Source organism: Azospirillum sp. TSH58, assembly GCF_003119115.1.
Classification (GTDB): domain Bacteria; phylum Pseudomonadota; class Alphaproteobacteria; order Azospirillales; family Azospirillaceae; genus Azospirillum.
The window spans coordinates 2,610,076-2,624,100 of the sequence record NZ_CP022364.1 but is presented as its reverse complement, the minus strand read 5'-3'; the positions used below and the strand labels follow the sequence as shown (position 1 = coordinate 2,624,100).

Sequence of the window (14,025 nt, the reverse complement as noted above, 5' to 3'; positions counted from 1 at the left end):
GCCTTCATTGCGGCGCCCGCAGGCTGTAGCCGGCGCCGCGCACGGTGTGGATCAGCGGCGTCGGAAAATCCTTGTCGATCTTCTGGCGCAGGCGGGCGATGTGCACGTCGATGACGTTGGTCTGCGGGTCGAAGTGATAGTCCCACACATTCTCCAGCATCATGGTGCGGGTCACCACGCTGCCGGCGTTGCGCATCAGATACTCCAGCAGGGCGAACTCCCGCGGCAGCAGGTCGATGGACTTGCCGGCCCGGCGGACGGTGCGCGACAGCAGGTCCAGTTCCAGATCGGCGACCGTCAGGCGGGTCTGCGGCTGGGCGGCGCTGCGGCGGCGCACCAGCACCTCGATCCGGGCGAGCAGTTCGGAGAAGGCGAAGGGCTTGGTCAGATAGTCGTCGCCGCCGGCCTTCAGCCCCTTCACCCGGTCGTCGACGCTGCCCAGCGCGGAGAGGAACAGCACCGGCGTGTCGTTGCCGGTGGCGCGCAGGATCTCGACCAGCGACAGCCCGTCGCGGCCCGGCAGCATGCGGTCCACGATCATGACGTCGTAATGCTCGGAGCCGGCCAGGAACAGCCCCTCCTTGCCGTCGTTGGCGGCATCCACGACATGCCCGGCCTCCTTCAGCCCCTTGGCCAGATAGGAGGCGGCCTGCTGGTCGTCTTCGATGACGAGGACTTTCATGAGCATGAGTCTACCGCATCCTTCCGCGAGTCCAAAGGTGAATGCCCCCGCCCCTCCGGGGAGGGGAAAGGGCCAAACGAAACGAAGGGGGAGGATGTCCGCGCGGCGGGGGTTCGCATGACAGACACCCTCCACCCCGTCACACCGGCGACGGGAGGATCGCCGGTGTTTTCCGGCGTCACGCCTTGCCGAGCTTCAGCGGGACGAAACTTTCGTTGCCGCCGCGGTTGACCAGCAGCAGGACCGCTTTGCGGCCGTCCTTCTCGGCCTCGTGCAGGCTCTTGGTCACCTCGGCGGGGGAGGTCACGCTGTGGTCACCGACCTTGACGATCACGTCGCCCGGACGGACGGGCAGATCACCGGCCTGCGACGACACCGCGGTGACGACCACACCCTTCACGCCCTCGCCCAGGCCGAGGCGGCTGCGGGCCGCGCCATCCAGCGGGGCCAGCTTCAGCCCCTTGACGGTCTCCACCGCGCTGTCGGCGGCGGGGCCGGTCCCCTCCGCGGCGGCCATGCGCTGCTCGGCGGGGAGCGGCGCGATGTGGGCGGTCAGGGTCGACTCCTTGCCCTTGCGGACCACGGTCATGTCCACCGTGTCGCCGGCCTTGGTGTCGGCCACCCGGCGGGTCAGGTCGCGCAGCGTGTTCACCGGCTTGCCGCCATAGGCCAGGATGACGTCGCCCTGGCGCACGCCGGCCTTGGCGGCGGGGCTGTCCGGGGTCACCTCGGCGACCAGGGCTCCCTTGGTCTGGGACAGGCCGACCGACTCGGCGATCTCCGGCGAAATCTCCTGGATCTTCACGCCCAGCCAGCCGCGCTCGACATGGCCATTCTCCTTGAGCTGGGCGACGACCTGCTTGGCGATGTTGGACGGGATGGCGAAGCCGATGCCGACCGAACCGCCGTTGGGCGAATAGATGGCGGTGTTGATGCCGATCACCCGCCCGTCCAGGGTGAAGGTCGGGCCGCCCGAATTGCCGCGGTTGATGGCGGCGTCGAGCTGGAGATAGTCGTCGTAGGGGCCGCTGTGGATGTCGCGCCCGCGGGCCGAGATGATGCCGTTGGTCACCGTGCCGCCCAGCCCGAAGGGGTTGCCGACGGCCATGATCCAGTCGCCGACGCGGGCGGCGTCGCTGTCTCCCCACTCCAACGCGGGCAGCGCCTTGTCGGACTTCACCTTCAGAAGGGCGATGTCGGTCTTGGCGTCGCGCCCGACCAGCGTGGCGGGAAGCTCCGTCCCGTCCTGGAGCGTGACCTTGATCTCGTCGGCGCCGTCGATGACGTGGTTGTTGGTCACCACATAGCCGGCCGCGTCGATGATGAAGCCGGAGCCGAGCGAGCCGACCTTGCCGCGCGGCTGCCCTTCGGACTGGTCGTCGCCGCCCGGACCGCCGCCCTGATCGCCATTCTGGCCGAACTGGTCCTGGAACTGGCGGAAGAACTCTTCGAAGGGCGACCCCGGCGGGAAGCCGGGCATGCGCGGGTTGCCGCGCTCGGCCTTGGCCTGCTGGGTGGTCGACACGTTCACCACGGCGGGCGACACCTTGGCCGCCAGATCGGCGAAGCTGCCCGGCATGTTCTGCGTCACGGCGCTTTCGGCGGCCGCGGCGGTGGACTGGTTGGCGATCAGGAACGGACCGGTCAGCACTGTGGTGCCGAGGAGGACGGCGGCGATGGTACGCCGCACCCGGCTCGACCGCGGGGTGGGTCCGGCGTTGGCGGGGGTGGACATCGGTTGCTCTCCGTGACTGGCATGCGTTGTTCGTTGCCCTGAAAGTAGCGGGCGCCGAGTCACGGGGGGCTTGCGGGCGGATTAAAAGTTTTTCAGGGAGGGATTAGAACATCGTGCCGTTCACAGGGCCGAGCCGGCCATGCGCAGGCGGATGGTCGCGGCCTGCTGGCGGACGCGGTCGAGGTGCGGGTTGATGGCCAGAGCGGCGTCGAAGGCGCGCAGCGCCCCGGCCGGCTGGTCGATGGCGAGATAGACGAGGCCCAGCCCGGCCAGCGCCCCGAAATGCCGCGGCTCCAGCGCCAGCACCCGGCGGATGTCGCGCACCGCGGCGTCGTAATCCCCCAGCATGTATTCGGCGTTGGCCCGCTTGTTCCAGCCTTCGGCGTAGGTCGGATCGGCGGCGACCACCTGATCGAAGGCGGCCAGCGCCTCGCCATAGCGGTCGGCGTTCAGGCTCTGCACGCCGTGGTGCATCAGCACGATCAGATCGTCGCTGGGGTGCTCCAGCCAGACGTCCCAGATGCGGTCCTCGACCGCTTCCGCCGCGACCGCATCGCCGGCGGTCCGCAGATCCTGGAACAGGCCACCGAGTCGCGCGTCCTCCTGCCCTGCCCAGGCCCGCGAACCGGGGCCGGTAGCGCCGAGGAGCAGAAGGGCCAGGAAGGCCACGGGCAAGAGGATTCTCTGGGTCATTCCCAAAAACTGGGATGCGTCACATGCCGGCAACACTGATCCGAAAGCGGTATCGCCGCAAGAAGAATCCCTCATCCCGCCGGGGTGGCCCCGGCAAAGTTCCCGCCGGACAAAGAAAAAGGGCCGGCGAATCGCTTCGCCGACCCCTTCCCCGGAAAGCAGCCCGTTACCGGGCGGCCTTTATCAAGCAGCCTTTATCAGGCGGCCTTGTTGCTGCGGCCCGCCACGATCTCGTCGGTGACGTTGCGCGGCACCGGCTCGTAGTGGCTGAACTCCATCGTGTAGGACGCGCGGCCCGAGGTCATGCCGCGGAGCTGGCCGATGTAGCCGAACATCTCGTTCAGCGGCACGTGGGCCTCGACGGCGATGTTGGTGCCACGCTCAAGCTGGCCCAGCACCGTGCCGCGGCGGCGGTTCACGTCGCCGATGACGTCGCCCAGGTAATCGTCCGGGGTAACGACCTCGACCTTCATGACCGGCTCGAGCAGGATCGGGCCGGCCTGCTTGAGGGCTTCACGGAAGCAGGCCTTGGCGGCGATTTCGAACGTCAGGGCGTTCGAGTCGACGTCGTGGTACTTGCCGTCCACCAGGCGGGCACGGAAGTCGACCGTCGGATAGGAGGCGAGCACGCCCTCTTCCTTCTGCATTTCCAGGCCCTTCGCGACCGACGGGACGTATTCGCGCGGCACCGTGCCGCCGACCGTCTCGTCCTTGAACACGAAGCCCTCGCCACGCTCCAGCGGCTCGAAGACGATCTTGACTTCGGCGAACTGGCCCGAACCGCCGGTCTGCTTCTTGTGGGTGTAGGTGTACTCGACCGGCTTGGTGATCGTCTCGCGGTAGGCGACCTGGGGCTTGCCCATGTTGCCTTCCACGCCGAACTCCGTGCGCAGACGGTCCAGCGTCACTTCCAGGTGCAACTCGCCCATGCCGCGCAGGATGGTCTGGCCGGTTTCACGGTCGGTCTCCAGACGCAGCGACGGGTCCGCGCGAACCATCTTGCCGAGCGCGATGGAGAACTTCTCCTGCTCGCCCTTGGTCTTCGGCTCGACCGAGACGCTGATGACGGGGTCGGGGAAGCGCATGCGCTCCAGGATCACCGGGTGGGCGGCGTCGCAGAGCGTGTCACCGGTGTCCGTCTCCTGCAGGGAGACGAGCGCGATGATGTCGCCGGCGCGGGCTTCCTCGATCGGGTTGGCCTGGGCGGCGAACATCTCGACCATGCGGCCGATCTTCTCGCGCTTGCCGCGGGTCGTGTTCAGGACCGACATGCCCTTGGTCAGCACGCCCGAATAGACGCGGACGAAGGTCAGCGAGCCGTAGGTGTCGTTCAGCACCTTGAAGGCCAGCGCCGCGAAGGGCGCGTCGTCGGAGCTGAGACGCTCGCCGTTCGGGTTGCCGTCCTCGTCCACCGTCTTGATGGCCTCGACGTCGGTCGGGGCCGGCAGCAGGTCGACGACCGCGTCCAGAACCTGGCAGACGCCCTTGTTCTTGTAGGACGAGCCGCAGAGAACCGGGGTGAAGGTGCTGGTGATGGTGCCCTTGCGCAGGCAGGTGCGCAGCACGTCGGCCGACGGCTCCTCACCCGACTCCAGGTAGGCTTCCATCGCCGCGTCGTCCATCTCGAGCGCGGTGTCGACCAGCTCGGCGCGCAGGGCCGGGATGCTGGCGATGTTGTCCAGGTCTTCCTTGACGGTCAGGTTGAGCTTGCTCGCCAGATCGTCGGTGATGTCCCAGATTTCCCACTTGGCGTCCTTGTCGTCCGAGAACCAGACGTACGCCTTCATCTCGATCAGGTCGACCATGCCGCGGAAGTTGTCTTCCGAGCCCAGCGGAACCTGGATGCAGACCGGGCGGGCGTTCAGGCGAGCCTTGATCATGCCGACGCAACGCTGGAAGTTCGCACCCGAACGATCCATCTTGTTGACGTAGCAGATGCGCGGGACGTTGTAGTTGTCCGCGAGGCGCCAGTTGGTCTCGGACTGCGGCTCCACGCCGGCCACGCCGTCGAATACGACGACCGCGCCGTCGAGCACGCGGAGCGAGCGGTTCACCTCGATGGTGAAGTCCACGTGGCCCGGGGTGTCGATGACGTTGATCTTCTTGCCGCGCCAGAAGGTCGAGACGGCAGCCGACTGAATCGTGATGCCGCGCTTCTGCTCCTGCTCCATGTAGTCGGTCGTGGTCGAGGACTTCAGGTCCTTCGTCTCGTGCACGTCGATGATCGTGTGCTTACGACCGGTATAGTACAGGATGCGCTCGGTGGTCGTCGTCTTGCCGGCATCGACGTGGGCGATGATGCCGATGTTCCGGATGTCAGAAAGAGGCGTTTGGCGCGGCATGTTGCGAATCCATTACTGTAACGCAGCTATCGAAGCGCAACGACGGTCGTCCGCTCCGGCGGCAGAGGTTGGTCGGGGTTTTACGGATGATCTGTTAAGGCGTGATTAACGTTCTGTAAATCCGGAAGGTCAAGCCTTCCGGATTTTTTCGAAGCACGCGGCCCTCACAGTCTGGTGGGCCACGCCGGCAAACCCCAACCGAGGGAGCCGGGTCGCCCCGTCACGCAGCTTATTTGGCCGCCGTCACCTGAATTTCAACGAGATACTCCGGCGCGGCGAGCTTCGCTTCCACGGTGGCGCGGGCGGGCGGGTTGGCCGTATCGACCCAGGCTTCCCACGCCTTGTTCATCGCGCCGAAGGTGGACATGTCCGTCAGATAGATGGTGGCGGACAGCAGCTTGCTCTTGTCGGAGCCGCCCTCGGCCAGCAGGGCGTCGATCTGGCCCAGGATCTGGCGGGTCTGCGTCTCCACGTCCGGAGTCGGATCGTTGGCCACCTGGCCGGCCAGATAGACCGTGTCCTTGTGGATGACCATCTGGCTCATGCGCGGTCCGGAATGGAAGCGCTGGATCGACATCGGTACGGCTCCGGTTACGGGGTCTTGAACGCGCGTACGTCTATGCGATTCACGCCCAGGGGCCTAGCAAAAAATGAGGCGCCACCGCTCAAAGCTGCCCCGCGCCCGTGCATCACCGCAAAGAAGGCGTATTTCCCTCCACGGCGGCCACGAAAGCGGCGCTCGGCACGGCGATGTTGCGGGGATTGGGACCGCTGACCGCGGCCACCGCGATGCCGGCCACCGCCCAGCCCTCCCCCGTCCCGTCCGCGCCCCCGTCCCCGCCCCTAGTCCCGCTGGGCGTGCGCACCAGCAGCGCCGCCCCGCTCACCCCGCGCGTTCCGTCGCAGTCGTGGACCAGCAGCGGCCCGCGGTCGGTGTCGTTGATGCCGCGCGCCGCGCAGGCGGTGTCGGCGGTGACGAGATGGGCCCGGTCCTGGCTGTAGCCGCCCAGCATCAGCGGCGTGCCGGCGTCCGGCGGGACCCGGGCGAGCGGCAGCGGCGGCATCCCCTCCGGCGCGTCGCCGTCCAGCGTCAGCACCGCCCAGTCGCCGACCAGCCCGTCGAGCCGCCGCTCCGTGTCATAGGGGCCGCCGGTCTCCAGCGCGGCGACGGTGCGGTGCTGCCGGTACTCCCCGCGCTCGTAGCCGAACAGGACGTGCAGGGAGGAGGCCGGCAGGAAGCGCTGCGCCCGGTTCAGCAGGCAATGGGCGGCGGTGACGACCCGGCGCGGCGCCACCAGCACCCCGGTGCAGCGCGCGCCGAGATTGCTCTGCACCTTGACGAGGCTGTTCCACGGCGCGTGGGTGGCGTCGACCACCACCCGCCGGTCCTTCGCCCCGATCCCCGGCAGCAGCGGGTTCTGCGCCGCCGCCGGAAGGGCCGCCAGGAGAAGCGGCACCGCGACCAGAAGTCCACGCAAAACGGCCCTCGCTCGTTCTTGATACGTTTTCATTTTCGTCTTACCATGCCCGTCATGGCCACGCTCATCATCACGGAAAAATCCAGTCAGGCAAAGGACCTGCGCGCCGCGCTGGGGATCGCTACGGGCGCATCCTGCCGGCCGAGGGACACCTGCTGCGGCTGGCCGAACCGGACGAGGTCAATCCGGACTGGAAGCGCTGGGCGCCCACCCTGCTGAAGCCGGACGGACTCTACCCGACCCGGCCGGACAGCGGCGGTAACAAAACGGCGAAGCTGGCGGCGATCAAGGCGGCGCTGAAGGGCTGCGACCACGTCATCCTCGCCACCGACTGCGACCGCGAGGGTCAGCTGATCGGCCAGGAGATCCTGGAGCATCTGGGCTTCCGCGGGCGGGTGCAGCGCGCCCTGTTCACCGCCCAGGACCCCAAGACGATCCGCGACGCCTTCGCGAAGCTGAAGCCCAACACCGAGCTTCGCCCGCTCTACGAGGCGGCGGTGGCGCGCCAGCAGGCCGACCAGATCTTCAACCTGTCCCTGACCCGCACGGCGACCAAGACGCTGCTGGCGCCGGGGACGCGCGGCGTGATCGGCATCGGGCGGGTGAAGACCCCGACCCTGTCCATCGTCTGCCTGCGCGAGTTGGAGATCCGCAACTTCAAGCCGGAGGATTATTTCGAGGTCGTGGCGACGGCCACCGCCGCGGGCGGCTCCTTCCTGATGCGCCACGCCCCGCCGCCGAAGGACCGCATCAAGGACCGCGCCCGCGCCGAGGCCATCGCCCGCGCCGCCGACGGCCACGGCGGCCCGCTGTCGGTGACGGTGGAGGACCGGCGGCAGGCCCCGCCGAAGCTTTACGACCTGCCCGCGCTGCAGAAGACCTGCGGCCAGCGCTGGGGCTGGACCGCCGACCGCACGCTGGAGGTCGCGCAGGAGCTTTACGACGGCGAGGGCAAGAAGCTCATCACCTACCCGCGCGCCGAGGCGCGCTACCTGTCGGAAAACCAGATCGCCGACGTGCCGGCGATCACCGGGGCGCTGACCCGGCTGCGCGGCTTCGCCCATCTGGACATTTCCCGCCCGGTGATCCGCCGCGGCAAGTCCGGCCATTTCTGCGACAAGGCCCTGGAGGGCGTGTCGCACCACGCCATCGTGCCCAACGTCAACGTACTCGACGACCTGGAAAGCCGGCTGAACCGGCTGACCGACGACGAGAAGCGGCTCTACGCGCTGATCTGCCGCTCCTACCTCGCGGCCGTCATGCCCGACTACGAGTACCGGCAGACCACCGTCCTGATGGACGTGCCCGTCGAGGGGAAACCGGTGGTCTTCCGGGCGGTCGGGCGCATCCCCCTGAAGCTCGGCTGGAAGGCGGCCTTCGGCTCCGCCGAGACGGACGGCAAGCCCGACGAGAAGGAGGAGGAACAGACCCTGCCCCCGCTGGCCGACGGGGAGCCCGCCCGCCTGTCCGACCCCAAGGTCGAGGCCAAGCGGACCCAGGCGCCGCCGCGCTACAACGAGGGCACGCTCGTCGACGCCATGCAGAACGCCTGGCGCTTCGTCGAGGACCCGGCGCTGCGCGACCGGCTGAAGGAGGCCAAGGGCATCGGCACCCCGGCCACCCGCGCCGAGATCATCAAGGGCCTGCGGCGGCAGAACCTGCTGGGCGCCGACGGCAAGTGGCTGGTGCCCACCCCCGCCGGATTGCAGCTGTTCGAGACGCTGCGCGGCGCCGCGCCCACCCTGGTCGATCCCGGCACCACCGCGTTGTGGGAGATGCGGCTGGACGAGGTGGTCGTGGGACGCGCCGACTTCCGCAGCGTCATCGACGGCATCGCCGACGAGGCCGGGCGGCTGATCGGCGTGCTGGTCGGCAACCGGGGTCCCGCGGTGGATCTCGGCGTCCGCGGCGGTCCGATCCGCGCCGGGCGGGGCGCCGGGCGGCGTCGCTCCGCCAGCCCGCGCCCCGCCGGTGCCGCGCCGCGCACGCGCAGCCGCAAGACGGCGGTTGCCGCCGTCGGTGTGGACGGCGAAGCGCCGAAGACGCCCCGGCGCAGCCGCAAGGCGAAGACCGCGCCGGAGGTCCCCGACTCGATCAGCCCGGTCGCCGACGCCCTCCCGGCGGCCCCCGCGGTACCGTCGAGCGGCGCGCGGCGCAAGGCCCCGACCGACAAGATGGTCGCCTTTGCCCGCAGCCTCGCCGACCGCAAGGGCGTCGAACTGCCGGACGCGGTGGTCCAGGACTTCGATTCCTGCCGCCAGTTCCTGGACCAGCACGCGCGCTGAGCGTCGGCTTGCCCCCACCCCGGCCCTCCCCCGCTGGGCGGGGGAGGGAGATTGATCCCCTCCCCTGCGAAGCGGGGGAGGGTTAGGGAGGGGGCAAGACTTCCCACAAACCGCCCGAATCACCCTCCGACTGTGGCCCAGACCACAGCGGCGGGGGCGGCGTCCGCCTACCCTCTCCTCCACGGACATCGAGCCACACACGGCCCCACACCCCCGGAGGAGACCCAGCCCATGCGCCGCCTGACCCTGATCGCCGCCGCTGCCGCCACGCTGCTCGCCGCCCCCCACGCCTTCGCCAACGACCTCAAGACCGGGGGCATGCCGGTCAACCCGATGATGATGCAGCCGGGCTTCGGCAGCCCCTTCGCCGCGGCACCCTCGCTCTCCAGCACCAACGTCGGCGTTGCGACGAACCTCGCGGCGGGGATCGGCAACAAGGCCAAGCAGAACGTCTTCACCATGCAGCAGGGCACCGGCGGGTCGCTGGTGAACACCAACGTCGGCGTCGCCACCAACGTCGCCGCCGGCATCGGCAACAAGGCGAAGCAGAACGTCACCGGCGTCACCTTCGGCTTCGGCAAGGGCGGCCTGCTCGACACCAACGTCGGGGTGACGACCAACGTCGCCGCCGGCATCGGCAACGCCGCCGGGCAGAATCTGTTCGGTCTGAAGGCCCAATAGTCTCAAGGCCCAGTGATCACCCAATCCGGCGCCGCCGATCCGCAAGGCGGCGCCCCTTTCCGGATTCCTCACGGGAGGACTGCCGCCATGCTCCGCTTCGCCCTGCCGGTCTTCGGTGCGCTCGCCGCCATCCTGACCCTGGCCGGAACCCCGCAGACCGCCGCCGCCGAAAATCTCGCCTGCCAGACGGTCAACGGGAAGACGGTGTGCAGCCGTGGCTCGGGCTCGCTGTCGTGCCAGACGGTCAACGACCGGACGACCTGCGTGACCGGGCCGGGCGCGCTGACCTGCGAGACCGTCAACGGCCACACCGCCTGCCGCCGCGGCCCGTCCCAGCCGGACCTGAAGCCGATGCCGATGCCGCCGCAGGCCGCCCCGATGCCCGACCATCCCTTCGGCAAGAACTTCCCTTTTGAGGAAGAGGCGTAAAGCGCGGGGGCACAAATCACGGCACCTGTGGCCCGCCTCACAGCGGCTCCCCGCTTGGCCGCCCTAGGATCAGCGCACACCGCCGAACAGAGGAGCCCCGCCATGATCCGCATCCGCCGCTTCGCGCCGCTGCTGTCCGGCCTCGCCGCCCTGGCGCTGCTGGGCGGAACTGCCGCCGCCCAGGATGCCGGCGGCTTCTCCGTCAACCCGCAGCTGGGCGCGGCGGTCGGCATGTCGATGGGCATGGGCATGGGGATGCCGCCCCTGCTGCCGCGCCAGCCCGTCTTCGTCAACGCCGCCCGGCGCGGCGCGCCTCCGGGCGCGACGGTGACCAACCCCAACGTCAGCCGGCAGGCCACGCACCAGCAGGCCATCGCCAAGATCCGCGGCGACGCCGGCTTCCTGGGCGGCTTCAACAAGGGCCAGGCGCTGGCCGGCAGCCGCCAGCCGCCGCCGGAACCCATCGTGCCGAACTTCACCTTCATCGACGCACCCTTCATCGTGAACAACTTCGACAGCTCGCTGGCCCTGTCCTTCGGCGACAGCAACGTGACGGAGCAGTACGTCATCCAGGGCGCGGACGGGTCGGCCGGCGGTGGAGGCGGTGGGGGCGGTGGGGGCAATGTGGCTGGGGGCAATGTCGCGGAACAGGCCGCCGCGCCGGCCCCCGTCGGTCAGGCGCCCGCCCCGGCCCATGCCGCCGCACCGGTGCAGACTCCGGCCCCCGTGCAGGCCAAGGCTCCGGCGCCGAAGCCCCAGCCCGGCGTCACCACCGGCAATGGCGGCCCGCCGCCCGAGGGCTTCTTCGACCCGGTGATGAGCAACTTCGGCCCGCTGCCGCATCTGCCCGCGGCTCTGGCCAGCGGCGGCATCCAGTTCAACAACGTCGGCAGCGCCTTCAACGCCGCCATCGGCCAGGGCAACCTCGCCACCCAGCAGATCACCAGCATCCAGGGGAAGAAGGGCAAGCGCTGAACCGCCGGAAAAGAAAAGCCCCCTTGCCGGCGGCAAGGGGGCTTTCTTCGTTCGGTGTCGAGAGGTTACGCGGCGACCGGCTCGTTGGCGGCCTTGGCCGGCGCGGCGGCGGGCTGGACCACGCCCTGCGGGGCGGGCAGCGGCGCCGGGCGCGGGGTGCCGGCGGGCAGCATGTCGCCGATCGCGAGGCCCACGGCCATCAGGTTGGGCACGGCCATCGCGGTCAGCAGGATCGCCCACAGCTCCAGCGACAGGGTGCCCAGCGGGTTGGCGAACCACGCGGTCACGGCGGAGACCAGCAGCGCACCCGACAGCCAGGCCTCCGGCTTGGCGCAGAAGGCGCCCTGGGTCCGCTTGCCGCCCTTGGCGGTGACGCGGAAGGCGTCGCGCTTGCGGACCACGCCGCGGAGCGCAGCCAGCGCCACCGTGGTGGACAGCGCCATGCCCACGGCGCAGGCCCCGAAGCTCTCCTTCCACGAGTTGCCGGAGGCGTAGCGCGAGGCCAGCAGGCTCGACCCGGCGCGCAGGACCAGGGCGCCCAGCACCGCGGCGGTGGCCTGGACCGGCGGCAGGTGCAGCGGCAGGACCAGCGACGCGAAGGTCCAGGTGACCGCCGCACCGGCGGCCAGCACGCCCACCGCGTCCGACCACCAGCGCGCCCAGTTGGTCAGGTAGCCGATCTTCTGGCCGAACGTCAGCTCCGTGGCGCCGGGCAGGAACTTCCGCCAGTGGGCGCGCAGGATCTGGGTGGAGCCGAAGACCCAGCGGTCGCGCTGCTTGCGGAACTGCATGAAGTTGTCGGGGGCGAGGCCCTGGCCCAGACGCTCGTCGGTGTAGGCGGCGCGGTAGCCGGCCGACAGGATGCGGATGCCCAGCTCCGTGTCCTCGCAGATGCCCTCTTCCGACCAGCCGCCGACCTGTTCCATGGCGGAGCGGCGCAGCATGATCATCGTGCCGTGGCAGACGAAGGCCTGGGAGGTCAGACCCTCCTGCATGCCGACGTCGAAGAAGGGGCGGTACTCGGCGGTCATGGCGGCCTTCAGCGGCGTCTCATGGCCGTCGCGATGCTCCTGCGGGGCCTGGACGATGCCGACGCGCGGGTCGGCGAAGGTCGGGGCCAGCTTGTTCAGCCAGTCCGACTCGACCGTGTAGTCGGCGTCGAGCACGGCGACGATCTCGGCCCGCGGGTCGGTGTGGCGCAGCGCGGCGTTCAGCGCGCCCGCCTTGAAACCGGAAATCTGCTTGTACCAGTGAAACTTGAACTTCGGGCCCAGCTCGGCGCACAGCTCCTCGACCGGGCGGACCAGCGCCTCGTCCTCGGTGTTGTTGATGAGGACGACGACCTCGTAGTCCGGATAGTCGACGCGGGCCAGCGAGGTCAGCGTGGCGGCCAGCACGTCCGGCTGCTCACGGCAGGCGGCGATGTGCACGGACACCATCGGCTTGTGCTCCGGCACCGCGGGAACCCGCGGCAGAAGGGCCGGGGCGCGGCCGGTGAACAGGCGGCGGGCCACCTCGGTCAGGTCGGCGAAGGCCACCGACATCATCAGCGCGCCCAGCAGGAAGGCGGAGCCCCAGGTGGTCGCGGCGCCGAAGGTGAAGTACTCGGCGTAGGCGCCGGCGACGGCCGAGCCGACGCCGAAGCCGACGATGTTGGCGCCCACCGACGCGGCCAGCGCGTAGGTCATGTTGGTGCGGCGGCGGAAGGCGGCGAAGGCCGACAGGGCGAGGCCGAGGGCCAGCGCCACGGCGGCGCCCGCACGGTCGCCCCAGGGCGCCGGGACGTCGCCGGCCAGCGGCCATTTCGGGGCGCGGTCGGCGTCGAGCACGCCCCAGGTCGGGCCGGGCGAGCCTTCGATGCTGGACTTCCACACACCGTCGAACGCCTCGACCACGTTGTAGTCGATGCCGAGCATCCCCGCCTCGGCGGCGAAGTTGCGGACGACGAAGGCCTGCGCCTGCGGCGTCGGGTAGGCGTCGTGGAAGTTCTCGCCACCCGATGGCCAGCCCACCTCGCCCACGAACAGCGGCTTGCCCGGATGCGCCTTGCGCACGGTGTCCAGCCGGTCGCGGATCCAGGTCAGCGCCTTGTCCACCGGCACGCCTTCCCAGTAGGGCAGGACGTGGACGCCCATGTAGTCGGACGCCGCGATGGTCTCCTTCGCCTTGACGATCTCCGACCACACGTCGGCGGTGCCGACCTTGATGTGCTTTGGCACGCCGGCGCGGACGCGGCGGATGTAGGAGGCCAGCTCCGCGTCGGTCAGCTCGGCGCGCAGCAGAGTCTCGTTGCCGACGACGACGCGCTCGATGCCGCGCACGGTGCGGGACAGCACGATGGCGCGGGCGACCTCGCGCTCGTTGCGGGCCTTGTCGTCGCTCAGCCAGACGCCCAGCGTGACGTCCAGGCCATGCTTGGCCGCGATGGCCGGGACGTCGCCCTGGGAGCCCAGCGTGGAATAGGTGCGCACACCGTCGGCGAAGCCGGCGATGGCGGTCATGTCCCGGTCCAGCTCCACCGCGTCGACCACCGGCTGGTGGTTCGGGTCGTAGCTGCGGCCCGACGGGGAGTAGGAGACGGATTCGATGCGACCCGGCACGGCGTCCACAGGAGTGGGCGCGTTGCGCCAGGACCAGAAGGACGCGTGGCCGGCAGTCACGGCGAGCATCGCCGCGGCCAAGGCCGCAGACCGGATCGAACGCTTCGGGTTGCTCATGTGGGGAT

The 14,025-nt window shown here is 69.7% G+C and carries 11 protein-coding genes and 1 pseudogene; 5 read left to right on the top strand and 7 right to left on the bottom strand.

Annotated elements, in window-relative coordinates; all coding sequences use genetic code 11:
- Positions 1-4: 4 nt before the first annotated feature.
- From TSH58p_RS15940 to TSH58p_RS15915, 6 genes are all read right to left on the bottom strand, one after another.
- A complete protein-coding gene (locus TSH58p_RS15940) occupies positions 5-682 on the bottom strand; it encodes a winged helix-turn-helix domain-containing protein (RefSeq protein WP_109070631.1) in 678 nt (225 codons plus the stop codon).
- Positions 683-860: 178 nt separating this feature from the next.
- A complete protein-coding gene (locus TSH58p_RS15935; protein WP_109070545.1) occupies positions 861-2,417 on the bottom strand; it encodes a DegQ family serine endoprotease in 1,557 nt (518 codons plus the stop codon).
- 120 nt (positions 2,418-2,537) lie between these two features.
- Entirely contained in the window at positions 2,538-3,086 is a 549-nt protein-coding gene (locus TSH58p_RS15930) for a tetratricopeptide repeat protein (protein WP_247874091.1), read from the bottom strand.
- 221 nt (positions 3,087-3,307) lie between these two features.
- The gene (gene fusA / locus TSH58p_RS15925) at positions 3,308-5,452 is read right to left on the bottom strand and encodes an elongation factor G (RefSeq protein WP_109070547.1); all 2,145 of its coding nucleotides are present in this window, start codon (positions 5,450-5,452) and stop codon (positions 3,308-3,310) included.
- 229 nt (positions 5,453-5,681) lie between these two features.
- Complete coding sequence (locus tag TSH58p_RS15920; RefSeq protein WP_014240903.1) at positions 5,682-6,029, bottom strand: RidA family protein; 348 nt, start codon at positions 6,027-6,029, stop codon at positions 5,682-5,684.
- A 112-nt stretch (positions 6,030-6,141) separates the two neighbouring features.
- Positions 6,142-6,930, bottom strand: a complete 789-nt coding sequence (locus tag TSH58p_RS15915; RefSeq protein WP_247874084.1) for a serine protease — start codon at positions 6,928-6,930, stop codon at positions 6,142-6,144.
- Positions 6,931-7,010: 80 nt separating this feature from the next.
- Here TSH58p_RS15915 and TSH58p_RS34025 point away from each other — a divergent pair.
- From TSH58p_RS34025 to TSH58p_RS34560, 5 genes and pseudogenes are all read left to right on the top strand, one after another.
- Positions 7,011-7,253, top strand: a pseudogene (locus TSH58p_RS34025) (hypothetical protein); the annotation flags it as partial.
- A 72-nt stretch (positions 7,254-7,325) separates the two neighbouring features.
- A complete protein-coding gene (locus TSH58p_RS15910; RefSeq protein ID WP_247895506.1) occupies positions 7,326-9,215 on the top strand; it encodes a DNA topoisomerase in 1,890 nt (629 codons plus the stop codon).
- A gap of 231 nt (positions 9,216-9,446) precedes the next feature.
- On the top strand, positions 9,447-9,896 hold the full coding sequence (locus TSH58p_RS15905) for a hypothetical protein (protein ID WP_038526988.1): 450 nt from the start codon (positions 9,447-9,449) through the stop codon (positions 9,894-9,896).
- 87 nt (positions 9,897-9,983) lie between these two features.
- Entirely contained in the window at positions 9,984-10,325 is a 342-nt protein-coding gene (locus tag TSH58p_RS15900) for a hypothetical protein (RefSeq protein WP_109070549.1), read from the top strand.
- A 102-nt stretch (positions 10,326-10,427) separates the two neighbouring features.
- Positions 10,428-11,300 carry a hypothetical protein gene (locus tag TSH58p_RS34560; RefSeq protein WP_109070550.1) on the top strand — a complete coding sequence of 291 codons (873 nt, stop codon included), beginning with the start codon at positions 10,428-10,430 and terminating at the stop codon, positions 11,298-11,300.
- Between the two features lie 65 nt (positions 11,301-11,365).
- On the opposite strand, the gene TSH58p_RS15890 is transcribed toward TSH58p_RS34560, so the two are convergent.
- Complete coding sequence (locus TSH58p_RS15890; protein ID WP_109070551.1) at positions 11,366-14,017, bottom strand: glycosyltransferase; 2,652 nt, start codon at positions 14,015-14,017, stop codon at positions 11,366-11,368.
- Positions 14,018-14,025 lie beyond the last annotated feature (8 nt).

Excerpts from the sequence above, each read along its gene's own strand:
- TSH58p_RS15900 (WP_109070549.1), top strand. The coding sequence starts at position 9,984 with ATGCTCCGCTTCGCCCTGCCGGTCTTCGGTGCGCTCGCCGCCATCCTG.
- TSH58p_RS15935 (WP_109070545.1), bottom strand. The coding sequence starts at position 2,417 with ATGTCCACCCCCGCCAACGCCGGACCCACCCCGCGGTCGAGCCGGGTG.
- fusA (WP_109070547.1), bottom strand. The coding sequence starts at position 5,452 with ATGCCGCGCCAAACGCCTCTTTCTGACATCCGGAACATCGGCATCATC.
- TSH58p_RS15890 (WP_109070551.1), bottom strand. The coding sequence starts at position 14,017 with ATGAGCAACCCGAAGCGTTCGATCCGGTCTGCGGCCTTGGCCGCGGCG.
- TSH58p_RS15920 (WP_014240903.1), bottom strand. The coding sequence starts at position 6,029 with ATGTCGATCCAGCGCTTCCATTCCGGACCGCGCATGAGCCAGATGGTC.
- TSH58p_RS15940 (WP_109070631.1), bottom strand. The coding sequence starts at position 682 with ATGAAAGTCCTCGTCATCGAAGACGACCAGCAGGCCGCCTCCTATCTG.
- TSH58p_RS34560 (WP_109070550.1), top strand. The coding sequence starts at position 10,428 with ATGATCCGCATCCGCCGCTTCGCGCCGCTGCTGTCCGGCCTCGCCGCC.
- TSH58p_RS15905 (WP_038526988.1), top strand. The coding sequence starts at position 9,447 with ATGCGCCGCCTGACCCTGATCGCCGCCGCTGCCGCCACGCTGCTCGCC.